Source organism: Enterobacter sp. NFIX58, assembly GCF_900110475.1.
Classification (GTDB): domain Bacteria; phylum Pseudomonadota; class Gammaproteobacteria; order Enterobacterales; family Enterobacteriaceae; genus Enterobacter; species Enterobacter quasiroggenkampii.
The window spans coordinates 26,961-50,869 of the sequence record NZ_FODW01000009.1 but is presented as its reverse complement, the minus strand read 5'-3'; the positions used below and the strand labels follow the sequence as shown (position 1 = coordinate 50,869).

At 57.1% G+C, this 23,909-nt stretch carries 21 protein-coding genes and 4 tRNA genes; 7 read left to right on the top strand and 18 right to left on the bottom strand.

Translation table 11 applies throughout. The features are described 5' to 3' along the window. Complete coding sequence (gene rarD / locus BMW97_RS22230; RefSeq protein ID WP_045909225.1) at positions 1–897, top strand: EamA family transporter RarD; 897 nt, start codon at positions 1–3, stop codon at positions 895–897. A gap of 84 nt (positions 898–981) precedes the next feature. Here the strand turns inward: rarD and corA are convergent, their stop codons facing one another. The 8 genes from corA to BMW97_RS22190 all read right to left on the bottom strand — a co-directional run bounded on the left by corA (position 982) and on the right by BMW97_RS22190 (position 7,941). Continuing rightward, entirely contained in the window at positions 982–1,932 is a 951-nt protein-coding gene (gene corA, locus BMW97_RS22225) for a magnesium/cobalt transporter CorA (RefSeq protein WP_008501540.1), read from the bottom strand. 150 nt (positions 1,933–2,082) lie between these two features. Continuing rightward, positions 2,083–2,139: a YsgD/CorL family protein gene (gene ysgD / locus BMW97_RS24200; RefSeq protein WP_212743980.1), complete on the bottom strand. Its 57-nt coding sequence runs from the start codon at positions 2,137–2,139 to the stop codon at positions 2,083–2,085. Positions 2,140–2,288: 149 nt separating this feature from the next. Further along, positions 2,289–4,451, bottom strand: a complete 2,163-nt coding sequence (uvrD, locus tag BMW97_RS22215) for a DNA helicase II (protein WP_045909226.1) — start codon at positions 4,449–4,451, stop codon at positions 2,289–2,291. 107 nt (positions 4,452–4,558) lie between these two features. Further along, a complete protein-coding gene (yigB, locus tag BMW97_RS22210; protein WP_045909227.1) occupies positions 4,559–5,275 on the bottom strand; it encodes a 5-amino-6-(5-phospho-D-ribitylamino)uracil phosphatase YigB in 717 nt (238 codons plus the stop codon). Next, on the bottom strand, positions 5,275–6,177 hold the full coding sequence (gene xerC, locus BMW97_RS22205; protein ID WP_024907983.1) for a tyrosine recombinase XerC: 903 nt from the start codon (positions 6,175–6,177) through the stop codon (positions 5,275–5,277). The genes yigB and xerC overlap by 1 nt, the downstream gene beginning before the upstream one ends. Next, positions 6,174–6,881 (bottom strand): DUF484 domain-containing protein, encoded by a 708-nt coding sequence (locus tag BMW97_RS22200; RefSeq protein WP_032646075.1) that lies wholly within the window; start codon positions 6,879–6,881, stop codon positions 6,174–6,176. The genes xerC and BMW97_RS22200 overlap by 4 nt, the downstream gene beginning before the upstream one ends. Continuing rightward, positions 6,878–7,702, bottom strand: coding sequence for a diaminopimelate epimerase (dapF, locus tag BMW97_RS22195; RefSeq protein WP_008501545.1), 825 nt, complete (start codon positions 7,700–7,702; stop codon positions 6,878–6,880). Before dapF ends, BMW97_RS22200 begins: the two co-directional genes overlap by 4 nt. A 35-nt stretch (positions 7,703–7,737) precedes the next feature. Beyond that, complete coding sequence (locus tag BMW97_RS22190) at positions 7,738–7,941, bottom strand: LPS translocon maturation chaperone LptM (RefSeq protein WP_032646076.1); 204 nt, start codon at positions 7,939–7,941, stop codon at positions 7,738–7,740. Positions 7,942–8,076: 135 nt separating this feature from the next. Here BMW97_RS22190 and cyaY point away from each other — a divergent pair, with 135 nt between their 5' ends. Beyond that, positions 8,077–8,397, top strand: a complete 321-nt coding sequence (gene cyaY / locus BMW97_RS22185; RefSeq protein ID WP_045909228.1) for an iron donor protein CyaY — start codon at positions 8,077–8,079, stop codon at positions 8,395–8,397. 69 nt (positions 8,398–8,466) lie between these two features. Here the strand turns inward: cyaY and cyaA are convergent, their stop codons facing one another. After that, positions 8,467–11,010, bottom strand: coding sequence for a class I adenylate cyclase (gene cyaA, locus BMW97_RS22180; protein WP_045909229.1), 2,544 nt, complete (start codon positions 11,008–11,010; stop codon positions 8,467–8,469). Between the two features lie 349 nt (positions 11,011–11,359). Between cyaA and hemC the strand changes: the two genes are divergently transcribed. The 5 genes from hemC to BMW97_RS22155 all read left to right on the top strand — a co-directional run bounded on the left by hemC (position 11,360) and on the right by BMW97_RS22155 (position 16,839). After that, the gene (hemC, locus tag BMW97_RS22175) at positions 11,360–12,301 is read left to right on the top strand and encodes a hydroxymethylbilane synthase (RefSeq protein WP_045909230.1); all 942 of its coding nucleotides are present in this window, start codon (positions 11,360–11,362) and stop codon (positions 12,299–12,301) included. Next, positions 12,298–13,038 carry a uroporphyrinogen-III synthase gene (gene hemD, locus BMW97_RS22170; protein WP_045909231.1) on the top strand — a complete coding sequence of 247 codons (741 nt, stop codon included), beginning with the start codon at positions 12,298–12,300 and terminating at the stop codon, positions 13,036–13,038. The genes hemC and hemD overlap by 4 nt, the downstream gene beginning before the upstream one ends. A gap of 20 nt (positions 13,039–13,058) precedes the next feature. Then, positions 13,059–14,255, top strand: coding sequence for a uroporphyrinogen-III C-methyltransferase (gene hemX / locus BMW97_RS22165; RefSeq protein ID WP_045417670.1), 1,197 nt, complete (start codon positions 13,059–13,061; stop codon positions 14,253–14,255). Between the two features lie 2 nt (positions 14,256–14,257). Beyond that, complete coding sequence (hemY, locus tag BMW97_RS22160; protein ID WP_045909252.1) at positions 14,258–15,457, top strand: protoheme IX biogenesis protein HemY; 1,200 nt, start codon at positions 14,258–14,260, stop codon at positions 15,455–15,457. 170 nt (positions 15,458–15,627) lie between these two features. Next, positions 15,628–16,839, top strand: a complete 1,212-nt coding sequence (locus BMW97_RS22155; protein ID WP_045909232.1) for an MFS transporter — start codon at positions 15,628–15,630, stop codon at positions 16,837–16,839. Positions 16,840–17,344: 505 nt separating this feature from the next. On the opposite strand, the gene BMW97_RS22150 is transcribed toward BMW97_RS22155, so the two are convergent. The 9 genes from BMW97_RS22150 to wzxE form a co-directional block, all read right to left on the bottom strand. Further along, positions 17,345–17,421 (bottom strand) — tRNA-Pro (locus tag BMW97_RS22150). 46 nt (positions 17,422–17,467) lie between these two features. Continuing rightward, positions 17,468–17,553, bottom strand: a tRNA-Leu gene (locus tag BMW97_RS22145). A gap of 21 nt (positions 17,554–17,574) precedes the next feature. Beyond that, positions 17,575–17,650: transfer RNA gene (locus BMW97_RS22140), tRNA-His, on the bottom strand. 67 nt (positions 17,651–17,717) lie between these two features. Further along, positions 17,718–17,794: transfer RNA gene (locus tag BMW97_RS22135), tRNA-Arg, on the bottom strand. 102 nt (positions 17,795–17,896) lie between these two features. Next, positions 17,897–19,282 carry a bifunctional threonine/serine APC transporter ThrP gene (locus BMW97_RS22130; RefSeq protein ID WP_045909233.1) on the bottom strand — a complete coding sequence of 462 codons (1,386 nt, stop codon included), beginning with the start codon at positions 19,280–19,282 and terminating at the stop codon, positions 17,897–17,899. Between the two features lie 197 nt (positions 19,283–19,479). After that, a complete protein-coding gene (gene wecG, locus BMW97_RS22125; RefSeq protein WP_045909234.1) occupies positions 19,480–20,220 on the bottom strand; it encodes a lipopolysaccharide N-acetylmannosaminouronosyltransferase in 741 nt (246 codons plus the stop codon). Between the two features lie 12 nt (positions 20,221–20,232). Continuing rightward, positions 20,233–21,585 carry an ECA oligosaccharide polymerase gene (wzyE, locus tag BMW97_RS22120; RefSeq protein ID WP_045909235.1) on the bottom strand — a complete coding sequence of 451 codons (1,353 nt, stop codon included), beginning with the start codon at positions 21,583–21,585 and terminating at the stop codon, positions 20,233–20,235. Further along, positions 21,582–22,661 carry a TDP-N-acetylfucosamine:lipid II N-acetylfucosaminyltransferase gene (locus tag BMW97_RS22115; protein WP_045909236.1) on the bottom strand — a complete coding sequence of 360 codons (1,080 nt, stop codon included), beginning with the start codon at positions 22,659–22,661 and terminating at the stop codon, positions 21,582–21,584. Before BMW97_RS22115 ends, wzyE begins: the two co-directional genes overlap by 4 nt. Continuing rightward, positions 22,658–23,908 (bottom strand): lipid III flippase WzxE, encoded by a 1,251-nt coding sequence (wzxE, locus tag BMW97_RS22110; RefSeq protein ID WP_045909237.1) that lies wholly within the window; start codon positions 23,906–23,908, stop codon positions 22,658–22,660. The genes BMW97_RS22115 and wzxE overlap by 4 nt, the downstream gene beginning before the upstream one ends. Position 23,909 lies beyond the last annotated feature (1 nt).

Sequence of the window (23,909 nt, the reverse complement as noted above, 5' to 3'; positions counted from 1 at the left end):
ATGGATGCTAAACAGACGCGGCAGGGCGTTTTACTCGCCCTTGCCGCTTATTTTATTTGGGGTATCGCCCCGGCGTACTTCAAGCTTATCGCCTACGTTCCGGCTGACGAGATCCTCACTCACCGCGTCATCTGGTCGTTCTTCTTTATGATTGCGCTGATGAGCCTCAGCCGTCAGTGGTCGGGCGTCAAAACGCTACTGCAGACCCCGAAGAAGATCTTCCTGCTGGCACTCTCTGCCGTGCTGATTGGTGGTAACTGGCTGCTGTTTATCTGGGCAGTGAATAACCATCACATGCTCGAGGCGAGCCTGGGATACTTTATTAACCCGCTGGTGAACATCGTGCTGGGGATGATTTTCCTTGGCGAACGCTTCCGCCGGATGCAGTGGTTAGCGGTGATTCTGGCCTTCTGCGGCGTACTGGTGCAGCTGTGGACATTCGGCTCGCTGCCAATTATCGCCCTCGGCCTGGCGTTCAGCTTTGCCTTCTACGGCCTGGTACGCAAGAAGATTGCGGTGGAAGCGCAGACGGGGATGCTGTTTGAAACCCTCTGGCTGCTGCCGGTGGCGGCGATTTATCTCTTCGGCATCGCCGACAGCCCAACCAGCCACATGGGCAGCAACCCGTGGTCGCTGAACCTGATGCTGATGGCGGCGGGCGTGGTAACTACCATTCCACTGCTGTGCTTCACCGGTGCAGCGACGCGCCTGCGTCTCTCCACGCTGGGCTTCTTCCAGTACATTGGCCCGACGCTGATGTTCCTGCTGGCAGTGGTGTTCTACGGCGAAGTGCCGGGGGCAGATAAGATGGTGACGTTCGCCTTTATCTGGGTGGCGCTGGCGATTTTCGTTGCGGATGCGATTTATACCCAACGCAGAGTGCGTAAAGGGCTGTAGTGCCTTTTTGCCGGATGGCGGCTGCGCCTTATCCGGCCTACAGGATCTGTAGGCCCGGTAAGCGTAGCGCCACCGGGCGGATTCTCAAAGCCAGTTACGACGCTTAAAGTACAGATACGGCGCCAGGCCCGCGAGGATCATAAAGATAATCGCCCCCGGGTAACCAAAGCTCCATTTCAGCTCCGGCATAAACTCGAAGTTCATCCCGTAGCTGGAGGCCACCAGCGTCGGCGGCAGGAACACCACGGACACCACCGAGAAGATCTTGATGATGCGGTTCTGCTCGATGTTGATAAAGCCCATCGCCGCCTGCATCAGGAAGTTGACCTTCTGGAACAAGGATTCGTTGTGCGGCAGCAGGGATTCGATATCTCGTAAGATCTCACGCGCCTGCTCCAGCTGACCGCCCGGCAGACGCGCCTTGCGCACCAGGAAGTTCAGCGCGCGCTGGGTATCCATCAGACACAAACGCACCTTCCAGCCGATATCTTCCAGCTCCGCCAGCGTCGAAAGCGCTTCGTCGTACTCATCGCCCTGATGGCCTTCCATGATCACGCGGCTCAGCTTTTCCAGATCGCTGTAGATGTTTTCAATTTCATCCGCCAGCTGTTCAATTTTGGTCTCGAACAGATCGAGCAGCAGCTCGTATGCGTTGCCGTCTACCATCGCCTGGCTACGGGCACGCATGCGGTAGAGACGGAATGCCGGTAGCTCACGCTCGCGCAGGGTAAACAGACGACCGTCGCGAATGGTAAACGCCACGGTGGAGTTGCCCGCGTGGTCTTCGGCATCTTCAAAGAAGAAGAAGGAGTGAATATGCAGACCGTCTTCGTCTTCAAAAAAACGCGCGGATGCTTCGATGTCTTCCAGTTCCGGGCGCGTTGCCAGGCTTTGCCCCAGCTCAGATTGTACGCGAAGGCGCTCATCGTCGTCCGGCTCGACCAGATCCACCCATACGGCATCAATGAGGGGCTGTGACTCTTCGGCTTCAAGCCGAGTCAGTCGGTTATTTTCGAGTTGAAATGCGCTCAACATGACCGGGACTCCCAATGCAAAAAATATCGGACAGTTCGGTGGGCACACAGAAACAAATTGGGTTTCAGACCATTAAACAGCCTGACTCAGCGCGACGGGAATAGAGCAGTCGCTGACAACCACTAAGGCCATCAGCAAGAGGAGATAGCCTTAGGAGTTGTTCCTGGATGACAGGGAATTGAGCCAGTATCTACTGGGTGTGTCCAAGGCGAATGTCCTCTTAGCGTAATCGTGCGCGCATGTTACGCCAGCTATAACTGTGGCGTCAACACGCAACGGAACGCTGAAGGGCATTAATTGACCTTCACTGTATAAGGCTAGCAGATTATTGCAAAATAATGATATTTTTCTGAATGTTAGACTGTTTCCAGCTTCGCGTAGGCCGCCACCAGCCATTTGATCCCCTGCCCCTGGAACGCCACCTGCAGGCGGCTGTGCTCGCCGCTGCCTTCCAGATTCACAATGGTACCTTCGCCAAACTTCGAATGGCGCACGCGCTGGCCCAGCTTGTAGCCGGTGTCGGTTTCCGCAATCGGCGAGCCCATGCGCTGATGGCTGACCGGACGGCTGATGCTCGCCCGCAGACGCACCTCCTCCACGCACTCTTCCGGCAGTTCACCGATAAAGCGCGACGGACGGTGATAGACCTCTTTACCGTACAGACGGCGGGTTTCGGCGTAGGTTAGCGTTAGCTTTTGCATCGCACGCGTCACACCCACGTAGGCCAGACGACGCTCCTCTTCCAGACGCCCGCCCTCATCCAGCGACATCTGGCTCGGGAACATCCCCTCTTCCATGCCAACGATGAACACCTGTGGGAACTCCAGACCTTTGGCGGAGTGCAGGGTCATGAGCTGAACCGCATCCTGCCAGGTGTCCGCCTGCCCTTCCCCCGCTTCCAGCGCGGCGTGAGAGAGGAACGCCTGCAGCGGCATCAGGTCTTCGTCTTCTTCGTTGTAGCTGAACTGGCGCGTTGCCGTGACCAGTTCCTCTAAGTTCTCAATGCGGGTCTGGCCCTTCTCGCCTTTTTCCTGCTCGTACATGGTGCGCAGGCCGGAGTCTTTAATCACCCGGTCGGTCTGCACGTGCAGCGGCATGTCGGCGGTTTCCTGCGCCAGGGCGTCAATCAGTTCAAGGAAGCGCTGCAGGGCGCTGGCCGCGCGTCCTGCAAGGGCCTTTTCCTGCAGCAGCTCGCGGCACGCCTGCCACAGCGTCAGCTGGCGGTCGCGCGAGGCCTGACGCACCACGTCCAGCGTACGGTCGCCAATCCCGCGGGTTGGGGTGTTCACCACACGTTCAAACGCCGCGTCGTCGTTACGGTTGGCAATCAGACGCAGATACGAGAGCGCATCTTTGATTTCCTGGCGTTCGAAGAAGCGCATGCCGCCGTAAATGCGGTACGGCATGCCCACCTGCAGCAGCGCCTCTTCCAGCACGCGCGACTGGGCGTTGCTGCGATAGAGAATGGCGCACTGCTCCAGCGCGCCGCCGTTGTTCTGCCAGGTTTTGATGCGGTTGACCACGAAGCGCGCTTCGTCGAGTTCGTTAAACGCGCAGTAAATCGAAATCGGTTCGCCGTCGACGCCGTCGGTCCACAGCTTTTTACCCAGACGCCCGTTGTTGTTCTCAATCAGGGCGTTGGCCGCGCTCAGAATGTTGCTGGTTGAGCGGTAGTTCTGCTCCAGACGGATAGTTTCCGCGCCGGGGAAATCGTTGAGGAAGCGCTGGATGTTCTCCACCTGCGCCCCGCGCCAGCCGTAGATCGACTGGTCATCATCGCCCACGATCATTACCTTGCCGGTATCACCGGCCAGCAGGCGGATCCACGCGTACTGGATGTTGTTGGTATCCTGGAATTCGTCCACCAGGATATTGGTGAAGCGTTCACGGTAGTGCTGCAGGATGTGCGGCTTGTTGAGCCACAGCTCGTGGGCGCGCAGCAGCAGCTCGGCAAAATCCACCAGGCCGGCGCGATCGCACGCTTCCTGATAGGCCTTGTAGACGTTCTGCCAGGTCTGCTCGACCGGGTTGCCGAAGCTCTGAATGTGATGCGGGCGCAGCCCTTCGTCTTTCTGGCCGTTGATGTACCACATCGCCTGACGCGGCGGCCACTGCTTCTCATCGAGGTTCATCGCCTTGATCAGGCGCTTCAGCAGACGGAGCTGGTCTTCGCTGTCGAGGATCTGGAAATCCTGCGGCAGGTTGGCGTCCATGTGGTGCGCACGCAGCAGGCGGTGCGCCAGACCGTGGAAGGTACCGACCCACATGCCGCCCTGGCTGGTGCCCATCAGCTGCGCGATGCGGTGGCGCATCTCCGCCGCCGCCTTGTTGGTGAACGTCACCGCCATGATGGAATACGGGGAGCAGTTCTCCACGCTCTGCAGCCAGGCGATACGGTGAACCAGCACGCGCGTCTTACCACTGCCCGCTCCAGCCAGCACCAGCAGGTTGGTGCGCGAGGCGGCAACCGCGTCACGCTGTTTGTCATTAAGGCTGTCGAGTAGGTAAGAAACGTCCATTGGCACCGTCACATAGTATTCAGGAACAGAGCAAAACGCCCGGTGGCGCTTCGCTTACCGGGCCTACAACTGCAAAACCCTGGTAATTTATACAATATTACTGGTGATTATATCAGCGTCGTGAGGGATGCCAACCGCGAAATTTCCACGTGCGGCAGAAGACGGCTATCAGAGGCGATCATCAGGTCAGCGTTTTCCGGCTTGATCCAGCAGGCCTGCATGCCGCAGCGGATAGCGCCCGCCACGTCTGTGGTCAGGTCATCCCCCACGTGCAGGATCTCACCCAGCGGCAGGTTAAGCTTATCTGCCGCCAGATGGTACATGTCACTGAACGGCTTCGCGCGCCCGTGAGGACCCGCACGCAGCACGAATTCAAAGTAATCGCTCAGGCCAAACAGCTCCGGCTGGGCATTGCCGTTGGTGATGGCCACCAGCGGCCACTTTTCGGCAAGCTTCGCCAGCGTGTCGTGGGTTTCCTGCGGCACGTCGATACGGCTGCGCCATTTGGCGAAGTTTTCCATGGCCGCTTCCGCGCCAATGGCGGCATCCTGCGCGCTCAGGCCCACATTCAGCATCGCCTGCTCAACCGCGCGACGACGCCATTCGGTCACGTCGTGGTAAATGTCCGGCTCGGTCTCCCGCAGGGACTGGCGCAGCTTCTGGAAATCCTTGTTCTGTATCGCCTTCAGCGCGGGATGGTAGTTCTGCACAAACGCCAGAGACTCCTGCTCGGTACGCAGGATCACCTCGCGGTTGTCATAAAGAGTGTCATCCAGGTCAAACGTCAGGGCTGAGATCTGACCGAGTGGGCGGTAAAAACGCATTATTTCCCCCGTTTGGCGCGTGGATGCGCCGCGTCATACACCGAGGCAAGGTGTTGGAAGTCTAAGTGGGTATAAATTTGTGTTGTCGACAGGTTCGCATGGCCAAGCAATTCCTGCACGCCGCGGAGATCGCCGCTCGACTCAAGCATATGTGTTGCAAAGGAGTGGCGCAGCTTGTGCGGATGCACGTGGCTGTTTAGACCCTGCTTAATGCCCCACTCCGCAAAGCGCTTCTGCACGTTACGCGCCGAGATCCGCTTGCCGAGTTTCGACAGGAACAGCGCATCTTCGTCGGAGCCAAACAGCCCGCGCAGGTCAAGCCAGTGCTCAATCCAGGAGACCGCATTGCGGCCAATCGGCAGGCGGCGCTCTTTGCTGCCCTTACCCATTACCCACACTTCGCCCGATTCCAGATCGAGATGCTTGAGATCAAGGTTGACGAGTTCAGACAGACGCAGCCCGGCACCGTACATCACCTCCAGCATCGCGCGGTCGCGCACGGCCAGCGGATCGTTCAGATCGATATCCAGCAGACGGTTTACGTCGTCAACGTCAATATTTTTAGGCAGATGGCGCGGCGCCTTCGGCGTGGCGATCCCTTTTGCCGGGTTGGCTTTTAAGCCCCCCTGGCTGACCAGCCAGTCGAAGAAGCTGCGCAGCGCTGAGAGCCTGAGCGCCAGGCTCGCCGGGCTGAGGTTTTTTTTACGGCTACGCACAACAAACCCGCGTACCGTCGCAGCATCACATTGTTGCCAGCTTTTCAGGCCGATTTCGTCGGCGATCTGCATGATGGCATCAAGCTGACGCTGATAGTTAAGCAGCGTAATCGGGCTAAGTTGACGTTCCACGCCGAGATAGCGCAGAAAGCGCGAGACGTCAGTGGCGAGCAGTCCGTCCGTCATACGCGCTCAATCCAGCGCTCCAGCAGCTCAGGCAGCATCAGGGCGATCTCCTGCAGCAGGTGCGTGGCTTGCCCCTGCTCATAGTGATGCGCGTCGCGGCTGGTAAATAAGATGACGCCCAGATCGCCATCGCGCCCCATCAACGACATCGCCACCGAGCCAATCGCTTTGGCCTCCGGCAACACCACCAGCAGCTCAGGTCCATTAAGCGGCCCCAGATAGTGGTGCTCATGGCCCAGACGCTGTATGCGCAGCGGTTCAAACGCCTGACGGCTCAGTGCCAGATGGGTAAATCCCGACGGCGCGCCGATGCGCCAGCGGTCAGGGAAAAGACGAATCGTTGCGCCCGCCAGCCCCAGCTCCCGCGCCCAGCGGTGGAAGCGGCTGAGGAACTCGTCAAGGCTGTGCGCCGACGCCAGACGCGCCTGCAGATGCAGCAGACGATAGAACAGGCTTTCGTTGGTGCTGGCCTGCTCCATCAGCAGCGTCATGTTCTCTTCGAGCTGGTTGATGTGGTTGCGCGCGCGCGCCATGTGCCATTCCACCAGCGACACGGTCCCGCGAACCGGATGCGGCACGCGCATTTCTTCGACGACGCGTGCATTGCGAATAAAAAACTCAGGATTGCGCAGCAGATAATCAACAACAGCCCTGTCGTCCAGTTCCGTCACTGTTTCCTGCAGTTCTTCCCCTGGTTGTTTCATAGATGGATAAACCCGTCATAGACATGTGCCGCCGGGCCAGTCATATACAGTGGATGACCCGGTCCTTTCCAGGCGATATCAAGCCGACCGCCCGGTAATTCCACGCGAACCTCTTCTGCCAGTAGCCCCTGGGAGATGCCCACGGCCACTGCCGCACAGGCTCCGCTTCCGCAGGCCTGAGTCTCGCCCGCGCCGCGCTCATAAACCCGCAGACGAATGTGCTCGCGCTTCACCACCTGCATAAAACCGATGTTCGCGCGCTCCGGGAAACGTTCGTGGCTTTCCAGCACCGGGCCGAGCGTTTCGACCGCCGCGGTTTCCACATCATCAACCTGAATTACGCAGTGTGGGTTACCCATTGAGACGACGCCGCACAATACTGTCTGCTCGGCCGCCCGCATAATATAGGTCTTTTCCGCTTTGTTTGCGCGAAACGGCACGACGGAGGGCTCGAAGTTAGGTTCGCCCATGTTCACGCGCACCAGCTCATCATCGGTGACGCTGAGCACCATGCGACCATTCGCCGTGCTGACGCGAATATCACGCTTGTTGGTCAGCCCTTTCAGGCGCACAAAGCGGGCGAAACAGCGCGCGCCGTTGCCGCACTGGTTAACTTCGCTGCCGTCCGCATTAAAAATACGGTAGTGGAAATCGAGGTCGGGATCGTACGGCGGCTCAACCACCAGCAACTGATCGAACCCCACGCCCAGATGCCGATCCGCCAGACGACGGATCAGTTCCGGGGAGAAAAACACATTCTGCGTTACCGCGTCGACGACCATAAAATCGTTGCCAAGGCCATGCATTTTAGAGAACTGCATCATTTGCTCCATTGCGCGGGTACAGAACGTTGTCGTCAGAGATTAACCTGAGTCGGGCCGCCGTTGTCGCCACGGTCGTTAGTGTTTGGCGTGGAAGACTCAATGCCGCTGTTAACCGGTTTCGTCGGCGGCGGTGCGGTTTTATCCGCAGGCGGAAAGTACAGTGGTCCCTTCAGTCCGCAGCCAGTCAGGCTAAACAGCGTGATGAGAACGGCAAGCGTTCGGAAAGCGTTTTTCATTATAAAGTTGCCCGTAAGTTCAAATCTGTTTCTATCATCGCAGGAGAAGACACAAAAGCAAGAGTTTGCCGCTTTCCTGCAACGGGAATTATTTAGGGTTATACTGCCGGCATCACGAAAAACAGGAACAAAACCATGAACGACAGTGAATTCCATCGCCTTGCCGACAACCTGTGGATGACCATCGAAGAGCGTATTGACGACTGGGACGGCGACAGCGATATCGATTGTGAAATCAACGGCGGTATTCTGACCCTGAGCTTCGAAAATGGCAGCAAAATTATTATTAACCGCCAGGAGCCGCTTCACCAGGTCTGGCTGGCCGCTAAACAGGGCGGCTATCATTTCGATCTGAAAGACGGGGAATGGGTTTGCGACCGCAGCGGCGTGCCGTTCTGGGATCTGCTGGAACAGGCCGCGACTGCACAAGCGGGTGAGGCGGTGAGTTTCAGGTAGTTTTGTCGCCCGGCAACAGCGACTCGAACCGTAGGCCGGGTAAGCGTAAGCGCCACCCGGCGAAAAGGCTCAGGAGAAATACTGCTGCAACAGCGGCGCGGTGTCCTGATTGGCAGGCGCGGCAGGCGTGACGGCCTGGGTGCGGAACGGAATCACCTGCGTACGACCGTCGACGTTCACAATCTGGTAGAACTGCGGCAGGTTAAAGTTGATAAAGCTTGAGCCGTAGGTAAAGCGGTCATGCGAAGAGGAGTAGAAGCGGCTGACGTCGCGCACCAGCTCCTCTTTACTGCCTTCACAGTGGTGATACACCTCGGCGCGGTTGGTCTCATCCAGAATGTAGATGTTAAACCCGGCGTTATCACCCGACTCCTCAAAGAAGAACTGAATAATCCCTTCACTGGCAAAGCCGTCCACCACCTGCGGAAGCTTAACGTGGTTGGTTTCCACCTGCACCGACAGGCCATGCAGCTTGTTATGCGAAATCGCGCCGTAGAATTCGATGGCGTTTTCCAGCTTCTGTACCGACACGTTGAGACGTTCAAAGAACAGGCCCCAGGTCTGACCGGAGACGCGCAGCGCCTTAAAGCGCCCGGTTTCCTGACGGGTACTGGAGAGACGCAGTTCGATACATTCCGAGACCAGCTGCTGCACGCGGGTACGAATCAATCCACGCAGGTGCTGGCTGTAGCAGAACACTTCTACGCTGTCCGGCGGCGCGGCATCCTGGTGCATCTTGCCGAGAATGGTTTTCAGCGCCTCGATCATCGCCTGCTCGCCGTTGAAGTGCAGGGTACGCACTTCGTTCCACGAGTTGCGGTAGAGCAGGTCCACGCTGCCGACCAGGCAGTTTTGCTGCTCGCCAAAGCTAAAGACGTCCAGCTTGCGGAAGTCAAAATGGACCACCTGATTGCGGAAGGCCGCCGTCGGGTCATATTCCAGGTTGACGATGATCGCCAGATGGCGAATCTCGCACGGGCTGTAGAGGGCTTTTGGCGTCGGCGCAGGCAGACGCAGCGGGAAGTGGTGCGACACATCCGCGACCATCTCCTGCAGCTTAGCGAGATCGACCACCTCGTTGCCTTTGATGAACAGGCGCGTGCGCGAGGTCAGCAGGCCGTTAAACCAGGCCCAGGCCACCAGCTTGTTCAGATAGCGGTTATATTCCAGCGGCTGATGGCTGATGATGGAATCCATGCTTGGCGCACGGTTATACAGATACCACCCGGTGCGGTTCGCGCGGCCCGGCGGCACATAGATAAAGGTCAGGTTTGGTTCTGACAGGTCAGGCGAAATCTGTGGGTTAACCAGCGTGACTTTACCCGGCAGCGCTTCAAACGCGGCGTACAGCTTACGGGTCAATACCCCAATGTCCTGCGGACTGGCGGAAACGCTGAGGTTGTTACGGCGCGCAAAGCGGATCAGGTTACGGTAGCTTTGCATCATCGCATCGAGCAGTTCGTTGTGTGCTTCACGCACCTGATCGATTTTCCAGTTGGCCCGGTTGTCGAGCATGGACAGACGCGCTTCGTCCCATCCCCACTCTTTGACTAACTGACTGACCACTTCACGACGCCAGCCCACGCAGGCGCGCTCGCGGCTCAACTTCTCACAGACTTTGAGATAGAAACATCGACGCACCAGGTCAAGACGCGTGGTGTCATCAATGGCTTTCAGGTATTCGGTCACGCGTTCCAGCATCATGCAGTAGGCGTCGAGCCCGAAGGAGACGATTTCCCCGTCGTGCAGTCGCTGCTTGATGTCTTTCGCCAGCAGGCGCGGCGTCGGGTATTCCCAGGAATAGGCTTCAAGCAGCAGCGTTTTGAGCACCGCTTTGTACGGCGAGTCGATACTCTTATAGAGCTGCCAGAGGCTTGCACCGAAGTACTCTTCCGCAGACAGAGAGCTGAGACCGCCGAGGTCCAGCCATTCGTTTGGCGTCAGTACGCCCTGCGCATAAAGCGACATGACGTAATCGTCGTAATGCTCTTCCTCTTCACACGGGACCATATTCCACAGAATACGCTTCCCGGCCAGGCGCACAGCAGTACGGTAAAATTCATCCAGCAACAGGATGTGCTGGGTCGAGCCGCAGTCCTCACCACCCAGACTGCCGCTTTCGTTATGGCGGAAACGGTTTTCATCAATCAGGAAGAAGCTCACTTCCACACCGAGCGATGCCGCCCAGCTCTCCAGCAGGCTGCATTTACGCTGCAGCAGCTGACGCTCTTCGTTATCGAGCCAGGACTGATGGCAGACCCAGATGTCCAGGTCCGAAGAACAGCTTTGCCCTACCGATGAGGTGCTCCCCATTGAGTAAACGCCGGTAATCGGCAGTTCACCTTTTGGGGACTCCTGCGGCGGCATGCCACGGTAGAGTTCCAGCTCGTTCAAATAATGCTGTTGGGTTTCATCAGGCGTGAAAAGGCAAATGCCCTGGGGAACGTTACCATCAAGGTAGCCAGGCATCAGCGGGTGGTGATAGTGCAATAATGTCGGCAGCAGACTGTATACCTGCTGGAAAGCAGGGCCCATAGCAGCAAGCGCGCGATCCACACGCAGTTGATTTATGGCATCCAGTCTCTGTTTCAGAGTCTCAATATAGAGGTACAAGACGTATCGCCTGATGTTTCCGGGTGTCGCAGCTATTCAAAACACGAGTAACAGCGGACCCGCAGTATTTCGAAAAGATAACCGTTACCCTTTTTCGCCCTTATCATTTTTGGTGGTACCGACGAAAAAATGGTCTAAAACGTGATCAATTTAACACCTTGCCGATTGACCGTAAAGAAAGATGCGCTACATACAAGTGTAGCACCGTTCTGTACGTGTAAATTCCTGAATACGGCTATGGCTGACGAATACGCCGCCTTGTCCCTCTCACGCTTCATCAACCGTAAAACTGCCATCCCAGAGTCAACAATGTTAGGATGGTTAGCGATTGATAATGACGGTAACAAGCATGTTAGACAATGTTTTGAGAATTGCCACACGCCAAAGCCCTCTCGCGCTCTGGCAGGCACATTATGTGAAGCAGCGCCTGGAAGCCTGCCACAGCGGATTGCGCGTCGAGCTGGTGCCGATGGTCACGCGCGGTGACGTGATCCTCGATACGCCGCTGGCGAAAGTGGGCGGCAAAGGCCTGTTCGTCAAAGAACTGGAACTGGCATTGCTTGAGAACCGCGCCGATATCGCCGTACATTCGATGAAAGACGTGCCCGTCGAGTTCCCGGAGGGGCTGGGGCTGGTGACCATCTGCGAGCGCGAAGATCCGCGCGATGCGTTTGTCTCTAACCGCTATGACTCGCTCGACGCGCTGCCAGCGGGTAGCGTGGTTGGCACGTCCAGTTTACGCCGTCAGTGTCAGTTGGCGGAGCGTCGTCCCGATCTGCTCATTCGCTCGCTGCGCGGTAACGTCGGCACGCGTCTGGGCAAGCTGGATAACGGCAATTACGATGCCATTATTCTCGCCGTTGCCGGCCTGAAGCGTCTGGGGCTGGAGGAACGTATTCGCGTGGCGCTGCCGCCAGAGCTGTCGCTGCCGGCTGTTGGTCAGGGTGCTGTCGGCATCGAGTGCCGTCTGGACGATGCGCGTACCCGCGCGCTGCTTGCTCCACTGAATCATGACGAAACCGCTACCCGCGTAAAAGCGGAGCGGGCGATGAATACCCGCCTCGAAGGCGGGTGCCAGGTTCCGATTGGCAGCTATGCTGAATTGACGAATGGCGAACTGTGGCTGCGCGCGCTGGTAGGCGCCCCGGACGGTTCGCAGATGGTGCGCGGCGAACGTCGCGGAAAAGCGCAAGATGCCGAGCAGCTTGGCGTGTCGCTGGCGGAAGAATTGCTGGATAACGGCGCCCGCGAGATTCTGGCTGACGTTTACAACGGAGAACCCCCTGCATGAGTATTCTCGTCACCCGCCCTTCTCCCGCAGGAGAGCAGTTAGTGAGCCGTCTGCGCACACTGGGGCAGGTGGCCTGGAGTTTTCCGCTCATTGAATTCTCCCCCGGTCGCGAGCTCTCTGCGCTCGCCGACCAGATGAATACCCTTCAGGACGGTGACCTGCTGTTTGCGCTGTCGCAGCATGCCGTGGAATTTGCCCACGCACAGCTACAGCAGCAGGGACAGGCCTGGCCAACCGCCCCCCGCTATTTCGCGATTGGCCGTACAACGGCACTGGCACTGCATACCGTAAGCAGCGCGGACGTTCGTTACCCGTTAGATCGGGAAATCAGTGAAGTCTTGCTACAATTACCTGAATTACAAACTGTTGCCGGCAAGCGTGCGCTCATTTTGCGCGGCAATGGGGGCCGCGAGCTGCTGGGCGAAACGCTGCGTGAACGTGGTGCGAACGTGACGTTCGTTGAGTGCTATAAGCGCTGTGCAAAACACTACGATGGTGCGGAAGAGGCGATGCGCTGGCACGCGCGAGGCATCAATACGCTGGTGGTGACCAGCGGTGAAATGTTACAACAGCTTTGGGCGCTGATACCGCTTTGGTATCGCGAAAACTGGTTACTCCGCTGTCGGCTTCTGGTCGTCAGTGAGCGTCTGGCGAACCAGGCCCGGGAACTGGGCTGGCAGGATATTCGGATCGCTGATAACGCCGACAACGATGCGCTGCTGCGCGCATTACAATAACTCTCAAATGGGAAGCCATAATGACGGAACACGACAAATCCTCCGCCGTGGTTGAAGAGACCAGGGAGACTGTGGAGACGACGCCACAGCCAGAGACGACTGAGAAAACCGCTGAGAAGAAAAACGGCAGCAACAAAACAAGCCTCACGCTGAGCGCGATTGCCATCGCCATTGCGCTGGCAGCGGGGGTTGGCCTGTACGGGCTGGTGAAGCAACAGAGCGCTAACCAGACGTCTACCAGCGACGCGCTGGTGAATCAGCTCACGGCCCTGCAAAAAGAGCAGGAGACGCAGAAAACCGAGCTGGAAGCCGTGATTAAGCAGCAGGCCGCGGCGCTCGCCGAAGCGAACAGCAAACAGGAAGAGCTGACCAAACAGCTGGGTGAAGTACAGCAGAAAGTCGCCACCATTTCCGGTACCGATGCCAAAACCTGGCTGCTCTCGCAGGCTGACTTCCTGGTGAAGCTCGCCGGACGTAAGCTCTGGAGCGATCAGGACGTCACCACCGCTGCCGCGCTGTTGAAAAGCGCTGATGCAAGCCTGGCGGACATGAACGACCCAAGCCTTATTACCGCCCGTCGCGCGATTACCGAAGACATCGCCAGCCTCTCCGCCGTCTCGCAGGTGGATTACGACGGCATTATCCTTAAAGTGAATCAGTTGTCGAATCAGATTGATAACCTTCAGCTGGCGGATAATAACGACGACGACTCCCCGATGGATTCCGACGGTACCGAGCTTTCGAGCTCCCTGAGCGAATGGCGCATTAACCTGCAAAAAAGCTGGCAGAACTTTATGGACAGCTTTATCACTGTCCGCCGTCGCGACGAAACTGCCGTACCGCTGCTCGCCCCGAACCAGGACATCTATCTGCGCGAGAACATTCGTTCCCGCCTGCTGGTCGCAGCCCAGGCCGTGCCGCGTCATCAGGAAGAGACCTACAAACAGGCGCTGGATAACGTCTCAACGTGGGTACGCGCCTACTACAACACCGATGATGCGACGACCACCGCCTTCCTCGAAGACATTGATAAGCTCAGCCAGCAGAACATCACCATGAACGTGCCGGATAAGCTGGCCAGCCAGCCGATTCTGGAGAAACTGATGCAGACGCGCGTACGTAACCTGCTGGCACAGCCGGGCGTACCGGCAGAGCAGACGAGCGGAGCAGCACCTGCTCCGGCTCCTGCGCCTGAAAGCGCACCGCAGGGAGAGTAATGATGCTAAAAGTCCTCTTACTCTTCATCCTGCTGATCGCCGGGATCGTCCTGGGGCCTATGCTTGCGGGTCATCAGGGTTACGTCCTGATCCAGACCGATAACTACAACATTGAAACCAGCGTAACGGGTCTGACGATCATTCTGATCCTCGGCGTGGTGGTGCTGTTTGCGATCGAGTGGATCCTGCGCCGTATTTTCCGTACCGGCGCCCATACCCGCGGCTGGTTCGTTGGCCGTAAGCGCCGCCGCGCCCGTAAACAGACCGAGCAGGCGCTGCTTAAGCTCGCAGAGGGTGACTATCAGCAGGTTGAAAAGCTGATGTCGAAAAACGCCGACCACGCCGAACAGCCGGTGGTGAACTATCTGCTGGCGGCCGAAGCAGCGCAGCAGCGCGGTGACGAAGCCCGCGCTAATCAGCACCTGGAGCGAGCGGCTGAGCTGGCTCACGGCGACCCGATTCCGGTGGAAATCACGCGCGTTCGTCTGCAGCTGGCACGCAATGAGAATCACGCGGCTCGCCACGGTATCGACCGTCTGCTGGAAGTCGCGCCGCGTCATCCGGAAGTGCTGCGTCTTGCCGAGCAGGCCTATATTCGTACCGGCGCCTGGGGCTCACTGCTGGACATCATTCCATCGATGGCGAAGGCCGAGGTGGGCGACGATGAACATCGTGACGAGCTTCAGCGTCTGGCGTGGATTGGCCTGATGGATCAGGCGCGCGCTGACCTGGGCAGCGACGGTCTGAAAACCTGGTGGAAGAATCAGAGCCGTAAAACGCGCCAGCAGGTTCCTCTGAAGGTGGCGATGGCGGAACATCTCATCGAGTGTGACGATCACGACACGGCTCAGGAGATCCTCCTCGACGGTCTGAAGCGCCAGTACGACGATCGCCTGGTGATGGTGATCCCGCGCCTGAAAACCAACAATCCTGAGCAAATCGAAAAAGTGCTGCGTCAGCAGATTAAAACCGTTGGCGATCGCCCGCTGCTGTGGAGCACGCTCGGCCAGTCGTTGATGAAGCACGGCGAATGGCAGGAGGCGAGCCTCGCCTTCCGCGCCGCGCTCAAGCAGCGTCCGGATGCCTTCGACTACGCATGGCTTGCCGATACGCTGGACAAGCAGCATAAGCCGGAAGAGGCGGCCGCCATGCGCCGTGATGGGCTATTACTGACGCTGCAAAATAACGGTACGCAGCAGTAATTCATCAGGAGGCCAGATGGCCTCCTTTTTTTATCGCTTTTCTCCTGCTACATTCTTTACACCCGCATCTGCAAACGAACCCGCCAATGTAACGATGTCTTTTCATTAACTTTTTTCACACACGCGCACTTGCTGCGGCGTGGACTAAATCGTTTTTGAAAGGAATCGTCATGAACTCGCTTTTATATGCGCTTATTGAAGCGCTGCGCTGCCACCGCTGGCTGCGCCTGCTTGCCTGTGCTTTTATCTTTTCTTCGCTGGGGAATGGCTTAACCCAGGTTGTGGTCTTCGGCTTGCTGTTAGCGTGGTCAGCTCCGCCCGCTCTGCTCACCCTTGCTTTTCTTTTCGCGACGGTACCGGGATTTATCGGCAGTACGATCGGCGAAAAGCTATGCTCACGCTGGTCTCCGATATCCCTGCTGATACTGACCGAAGGGCTGGGCCTGCTCGCCCTGCTCTTTCCCCTGCTTGGTGTGGGTTATCACAGCGTTGCCGCATTACTCGCCGTACAATCCACCGAGGCGCTGCTCAGCGGGATGAGCTGGCCCGCGCTGACGTTGCTCTTTAAGCGCGGACTTAGCGAAGCAGAGCTGCCTGCTGCGACCTGTCTGGAAAATGTGATTTTTGCTTCGCAGGTATTGTTAGGGACTGGCCTGGGCGTGGTGCTGTTCCAGAAGACGTCCGTATTTACCCTGCTGGCCATTGATGCCGCCAGCTTTCTCGGGTCACTGCTCATGCTATGGCTGGCTGGACGCCGGTTTTCTGCGCCATCACTCCCGTCCTCCGGGGAAGAGGAAGCCCCTGCGGCATTACGCTGGCGGACGTTGACCGTTCGGCAGAAACGCAGTCTGCTCCTTCTGCCGTCGCTGGCGGCCGTCGGCTCACCGGCTATGGCGCTGCTTCCGGCGCTGGCACAGCAAATCCATCCTCAGGATGCGGCGGGCCTTGCTCTGCCGCTGCTTTTCGCAAGAAGCATGGGTCAGCTTTGCGGTCCCATGCTGCTAAAGAAAGAGAGCCTGACGCGTTTTGCCGCTCATACGCCGCGCATCATCGTTTGTCTCGGCATCTTTCTGGCCGCTTACGGAACGCTACCGTTGTTGTCCGGATGGATGGCATGTGCACTGGGGGCGATTTTTATCGCACATCTGGCCTCGAATATTCTCTTCGCTGCCGGGACGTTTGGCGTACTCAGTAGTTTTCATCTCACGCAAACCGCTTCAGCCAGTGGGAAAGCCTGGCGCTGGCAAACGCTCAGCGCCTCTCTTTTCACCGGCATCGCTGCGGCAGTGGCTGCCGGGTTTGGCTCAGTAACGGCACTCTATGCCGTCTCGTCAGCAGCCCTGGTGATGGTTGCCCTGATCGTGCGCCGGTATCGGGAATAAGGCATAAAAAAACGCCTGCTATAAAAGCAGGCGTTAAAACAGGTCTGTAAGACAACATATTTGGTGCTTCACTCAACGTTATGTCCATGGTGTCTGATGAGGCCGAAGCGACATCTGTCAGTGGACGATAAGCACCGTAAATGGCTCTGCGTCATTCCGGAGTTTATGAGGCACGAAGGCGAACATAAGAGATGGAATGAGCATCTACACGCATATTATTGCACGTAACGTGCCAGGTTCGCACCCAAAACGTTTACATGACGCAACATTTTAAGATAAAAGGAAATTATGCTGTTAAGCGCCGTCTTAAGCCCCACAATGTATCGGTAAGGACAGAATTCTGTCGCCAGGAGGAGACAGCAAAATGGAAGTATGAGTAATTCTTTTATTTTCAATGCATTGTATGTCGCTGAATCGCGACAATGAAACCGGACGCTGTCGGGGAATCACTACAGGGATGAAAATGGCAGAAAACAAAAAACCCCGCCGAAGCGGGGTTCAAAATTGGTCGGCGAGAGAGGATTCGAACCTCCGACCCACTGGTCCCAAACCAGTTGCGCTACCAAGCTGCGCTACTCGCCGATGTACTGCTTTTTTGAATTTTTAGTTCAATTCATTTAAAAAGTCGTGGTGCGAGGGGGGGGACTCGAACCCCCACATCCTAAGGACACTAACACCTGAAGCTAGCGCGTCTACCAATTCCGCCACCTTCGCAATTCACAACTCTTTCAATAATGGGGTGGCTAATGGGATTCGAACCCACGACAACTGGAATCACAATCCAGGGCTCTACCAACTGAGCTATAGCCACCACTGTATTCTTTCACGCGGTACTGACTACTTCTCAGACCACCGCAGCTCTAGCGCCGGGACTAAAATGGCGCGCCCGACAGGATTCGAACCTGAGACCTCTGCCTCCGGAGGGCAGCGCTCTATCCAGCTGAGCTACGGGCGCTTAGCGCCGTTGCGGGGCTGGATATTACGTACCTCCGTCCCCGCTGTCTAGTGCTTTTTTGAAAAAAATGCGCGTTTGGTTATGGTTTGCACATTTTGCCGCTTATTCCTCCACTTTCTGCGTGGTGGCACGGCGACCCAGGCCAAAAAGCTTATAGGCAGCCGTCACGGCGGCCAGGAAGATCACCCCGACAAACAGCGACATGCGGGTATCTTCATTAAAGTACATTCCGATTAATACGCAAATCAGGAACGCCATCGTCAAATAGTTCGCATAGGGGAACAGAATTGAACGGAACGGATGGCTTTCAATCGCCTTTTTATGCGCATGACGGAAACGCAGCTGGCTGATGAGAATAACAAACCACGGCACCATGCCCGGCAGGACGCTGGCGCTGTAGACGTAAACGAACACCCGCTGCGGATTAGGAATGATGTAATTCAGGCAAGACCCAATCAGCAGGATTGCAATGGAGACCGCCACGCCCGCCACCGGCACCCCGGCACGTGAAACTTTACTCATTGCCGCAGGCAGCTGGTTATTCTTCGAGAGCGCATAGAGCATACGCCCACAGCTGTACATCCCGCTGTTACAGCCTGACAACGCGGCCGTCAGGACCACAAAGTTGATGATACCCGCCGCCGCCGTGATACCAATTTTGGCGAAGGTTAAAACAAACGGGCTGCCCGTCGAGCCTATTTCGTTCCACGGGAAGATGGTCACGATAACGAAGATGGCGCCCACATAGAAAATCAGGATGCGCCACAGCACTTTGCCCACCGCGCTACGCAGCGTGACCTGTGGATTTTTCGCTTCACCGGCGGTAATACCGATCAGCTCTACGCCCTGGTACGACGCTACAACGATACACAGCGCCGTCAGGAAGCCCTTCCAGCCGCCGGCAAAGAAGCCGCCGTTTTCGGTCAGGTTACCAAAGCCGATAGCATGTCCACCGTTGCCAAAGCCGAAGAAAATCACGCCCAGGCCGACGACAATCATCACGATGATGGTGGTGACTTTGATCATCGCAAACCAGAACTCGATCTCACCGTAAAGACGCACGGCGGCCAGGTTTGCCAGCGCCACCAGCCCCACGGCAATGAGCGCGGGTATCCACTGAGCCATATCCGGGAACCAGAACTGGACGTAGACCCCTATCGCGGTGATCTCTGAAATGCCCACCGCCATCCACATAAACCAGTATGACCAGGCCGTCAGGTAGCCGAAGAACGGGCTCATATAACGATGCGCGTAAACGGCGAAAGAGCCGGTTACCGGCTCCAGGAAGAGCATTTCGCCCATGGAACGCATGATGAAGAAAACAAACAGCCCGGCGATAATGTACGCCAGTAATACGGAAGGGCCTGCCCACTTGAGCGTGCTTGCGGAGCCCATAAACAGGCCCACGCCGATAGTGCCGCCCAGCGCTATCAGTTCAATATGACGAGCTTCCAGCCCACGCTGCAGCTCCGGTTTTTTCTCTGCCATAGATCCTCGATTGTGTTTGCTGTTTCCCGGCTTAAGACCGGGTATTGTTTTTTAGGGGGACTAAAATACGGTGCGAATGGTTTCTTAAAATCTGCCAAATGGCAAACGATGCATTAAAAAAATGAATGCATTGCACAGATTATCAGCAGTTTTGCAGGCGAGTTGCAGCGCGAATAGCATATCGCGCTACATTTTGATTACATTTTTCCGGTGTAATGCCAGACGAGGTAGCGAAGCAGACGGATCTGTCGTTTAATGCGTGTCGGTTGCGATAGCAGACGATACAGCCACTCCAGCCCAAGATATTGCCAGACTGTTGGCGCACGCTTAACGTGGCCGGTAAAGACGTCGTACGTGCCGCCGACGCCCATGTAGAGGGCATCCGGGCAGACCAGGCGGCAGTCACGCATCAGGATCTCCTGGCGCGGGGACCCCATCGCCACGGTGACAATCTTTGCCCCACTGTCACGAACGCGCTCAAACAGCGTCTGCCGATCTTCCGGTTTGAAGTAACCATCCTGGCTGCCGACAATATTAACATTCCATTGACGACGCAGTTTCTCCTCCGTCTGGGCCAGTATCTCCTGCTTCCCGCCAATCAGGAACACGGGCGTACCCTGCGCGCCTGCGCGGGCCATAAGCTGCTCCCAGAGATCGGCCCCCGCGACGCGGGAAACATTAGCGTCAGGATACTTTTTACGGATAGAGCGGACCACGCTGATCCCGTCCGCGTATTTAAATTCGGCCGCTTCAATCAGGCTTTTGACTTCCGCGTTATCCTCAACCGCCAGCATTTTTTCCGCGTTGATGGCCACCAGCGTACCGGATTTCATCTGGCCGTCGGCGAACAGAAAGTCCAGCGCGTGCTGCATGTCGCGCCAGCCAATAAGCTGCAGGCCACGTAGCGCATAGCGCGGTGCAGAAATTCTATCAGTCATTACTATCCTTACTCAGACTTGCGACAGCGTTGTGCTGCCCTGCCGCTCGCGCTTGTGCACAAGCCCGGCGCTGTCAAACAGCCAGTACAACAGTTTGGCCAGTAACAGGCAGACGCCGAAAACAACCATGAAGAACACTACGCGCGAAACGAACGAGTCCAGCCCTTCGCGCGCCAGAACGATCATATTGAAAATGGCACCAAAGCAGAAACTGTGCAAAATGGCTGCTTTATAGCGGTTGGTCTCTTCGTTGCCACGCACGTAAAGCCAGTCGAACCACTTGATAATCAGCCCCACGGCAACCGCCCCGGGCAGAATGAACCACGCCCCGCCCATCACCACCAGGGAACCGATCAGCGTGGGTGAAATTGCCAGACCGGAATGGTTGTTCAGCACTTCCCAGGTAAAATAGTTCGCGGTATTGAGCACCACACCAGGGCGGTCCGGCCATAGCCAGGAAGGGATAAAGACGTAGAAGTCGCGAACAATCGGCGCCAGCCCCTGAAAATCAATCTTGTCGTAGTTTTGCAGCAGTAATGCCAGGTTTTCCCACGGCGAGAACGTATCGCGCGTGAGGTAGAGGAACGTATAAAACGCCTCATCACCCGCCACGTTCATTCCGTACCGCTTCAGCGCCAGCCAGAACATCCCCACAATGCCAAACACGCCTGCCGCAACCAGCATCCACAGCGAGATCCAGCCGCGGATGATGCCGATAAACAGGAAGATGGCGAAGGCGATGATAATGTTCGCGCGCGTGCCGCCCACAATCATGTAGGTCAGGATGCCAAACGCGACGGTACTGACCAGGAAGAACAGCCACGCTTTGCTGTCCTGGCGCAGGAAGAAGATCACCAGCATCGCCGGGATGAAGAAGTAGAAGAAACGCTTAAGCGCCACGCCCGAAACCTCGGCCGAAAAAATCTGGCTGTAGGAGTGAAGCTTAAACAGCAGGAAGCCGTTATGCATGAAGAAGATGCCGACGCTGACCAGGGCGATGGTCATCAGCATCACCCATGTCAGGTGGGTTTCCACCCTATTCATGTTAAAGAGCGCCCGACGCGGGGCAGCTGTCTGCGCTGAACGCAGACGCGTTTTATAGGTGACGTAGTAGACCGCATAGAAGCAGATCGCCGCCAGAAGCGCCTGGAGCAGAATATCCGGCGGCGCGACGCTCACGTCAAAACGGAAGACCAGAATGCTGGTGAGCGGGAAGCCGAAAAAGAACGTCAGCAGGAACAGTAACGAGAAGAAGACGTTAAAGTTGAAGCGCACCCGGCGGAATTCAAACCAGGTGAGCGTGGCGATAAACAGGGCGCTCAGAAGCCAGACAACCAGTAAGCCGCTGAATTGCAACTGACTCATGCTTTGTCTCCTGAAGCGATACGCAGCGCGCGGTGCCACGGCGTGAGGTAATTCGGGCTGAAAAAATCGATGCTGTTTTTATCCACCAGCGTGAGCTGACGTTGAGCTTCACGTACCACCTCGACGTTCAGCGTGTCTGAGGTAAACAGCACCGGAATATGCTGCTCGGCCATGTCCTGCCAGAACGGGTTGTCGCGGTTGAGCACGCACGGTACCCCCGCCTGAATCAGCAGACACAGTGTGCCAACTCCCTGCTGTCGGGCAAAGATGAAATAGCCGAGATCGCATTTTCTCAGCAGTGCAAGATATTCCTCAAATTCCAGCTTATCGCTGAGGATGTGCAGATTTTCTGCGCTAAACAGCGCCAGTCCCTGCTGGCGAACCTCGTCAATGTAGGCATCGTTGTTGGCGGGATAGCCCATCGGCACCACCACGTTCACCGTGTCGCCAAATTGCTGATGCACCGCCCTGAGCGCCGCGACATGTTCGTTACTGCGATCGCCGGAATTCCCCACCAGGATCGTCAGCTTGCCTTCACGCACCGCGTCATTGACCATGGCGTTCAGCGCCGGATCCATGCGGGTGGGGAAATAAAGCAACTCGCCGCGCACGTTGGGGTGCTGTTTAGCAAAATAGTTGAGATCGCCGCGGGTAGCAAAAACGCAGCCCACGCGCCCCTGCGCCATGCGACGCAATGGATAGAAAAGACGGAATTTCCAGCCGCGGGAGACTTCGTAGAGATCGGCTCCCCAGATATGCCAGCTGCACTGAGAGGGTTTAATCCCTCCGCTGAGAAGTGCCAGCCACAGGCCGGTGTTAAACTGCCCGTGGAAGAAGAATCGTTGCTCGCGGTCGGCTTTCGCCCTGGCAACGACCGCCTTTGCCAGCGTGGCCTTATCTGGCCAGAAGCGAATCGTCAGCGCCGGAAACGCCTCGCTCAGGCCCTTATCCTGACCTGCAACCATAAACTCACGCGCATCAGGATCCCCCGATGCAAGCTCGTCGTTGAAGAACCGCAAAACGGTCTGGTTATGGTGTGGGATATCCGATCCCAGGATGTGAATCAGTGCAGTCATGCGCGTTTACGCCACAATAAAAATACACCGCAACAGGCGGCGAAATAAACGATATAGGTTGCCATGTAGGCCTGAGCCGCCCCCAGCGCGCCGTGCGCGGGTATCAGCCAGTGCGAGAACGAGGTCAGTAATGCAAACTGGCTAATTTCCGCCAGGATATACAGCCGCAGGGAGGCTTTTGCTATCACCAGATAGCCGAAAACGTAAGCCCCCACTTTCAGTACATCACCCACCAGCTGCCAGGCAAAGAGATCGCGCATGGCGATGAATTTCGCCGAAAACAGCAGCCAGATGGCGACATCGCGCAATAGCCAGACGCTAAAGCTGGCAGCCGCAACCGCCGGCAATACAAAGCGCAGCGACCGGAAAATCTCACGCGTAATATCCTGTCTGGAGGTCAAACGCGATAAGGTTGGCAGCAAATAAACGCTAAAGGAAGCCGTAATAAACTGGAGATAAGCGTCGGAAATACTGCTTACGCCCTGCCAGATCCCCACTTCATCCCAGCTATAATGCGCCGCCAGCAGGTTACGCATCATCACGTAGGCCACCGGCAGCGTGACGGAGGTGATGAGCGCCATCAGGGTAAATTTACCCAGCTGGCTGGCAAGCAGCGTGTCCCATTGCGGCCTGAGGAAGCTCAGGGGGATGACGCCCCGACGCATCAGCATAAATGCCGCAGGCACAACCACCAGCGCCGGAACCAGCGCCAGCCCCAGCAGTGCGCCTTCGTAGCCCCCCAGGCGATAGCAGAAATAATAGGCAATCACGCCGATAACGCTGCCCAGGATTAACGCAATCGCGTTCCCGGCCGCATCACGAAAGCCTTTCATCAGCGCCAGCAGCAGGTTAGCCCAGGCAATCCCCATCTGCACCAATGCGATCAGACGCACCAGCCCCTGATAGTGGGTGTGACCGAATAATCCCTGGCTGATGGGCGCCGCCGCCAGCAGAAAGATAATCGCCATCAGGGTCGAAAAACCCGTGACCATCGCCGAGGAGGTGCCCACGACCCTGCGAAGCTGGGCCGCATCATCATGATACTGCGCAACGTATTTGGTCACGCCGTTGAAGATACCGGCACCGGCCAGCACCCCAAGGACGGTGACAAGCTGGCGGAAATTACCCGCCAGCCCCACGCCAGAGGGGCCAAATGAGACAGCCAGCAGCTTGACGACCAGCAGCCCGGCGCCAATTTTTACAAGCGTGGACGCGGCGGTCCACACCGATGCTTTTGCCAGAGACATA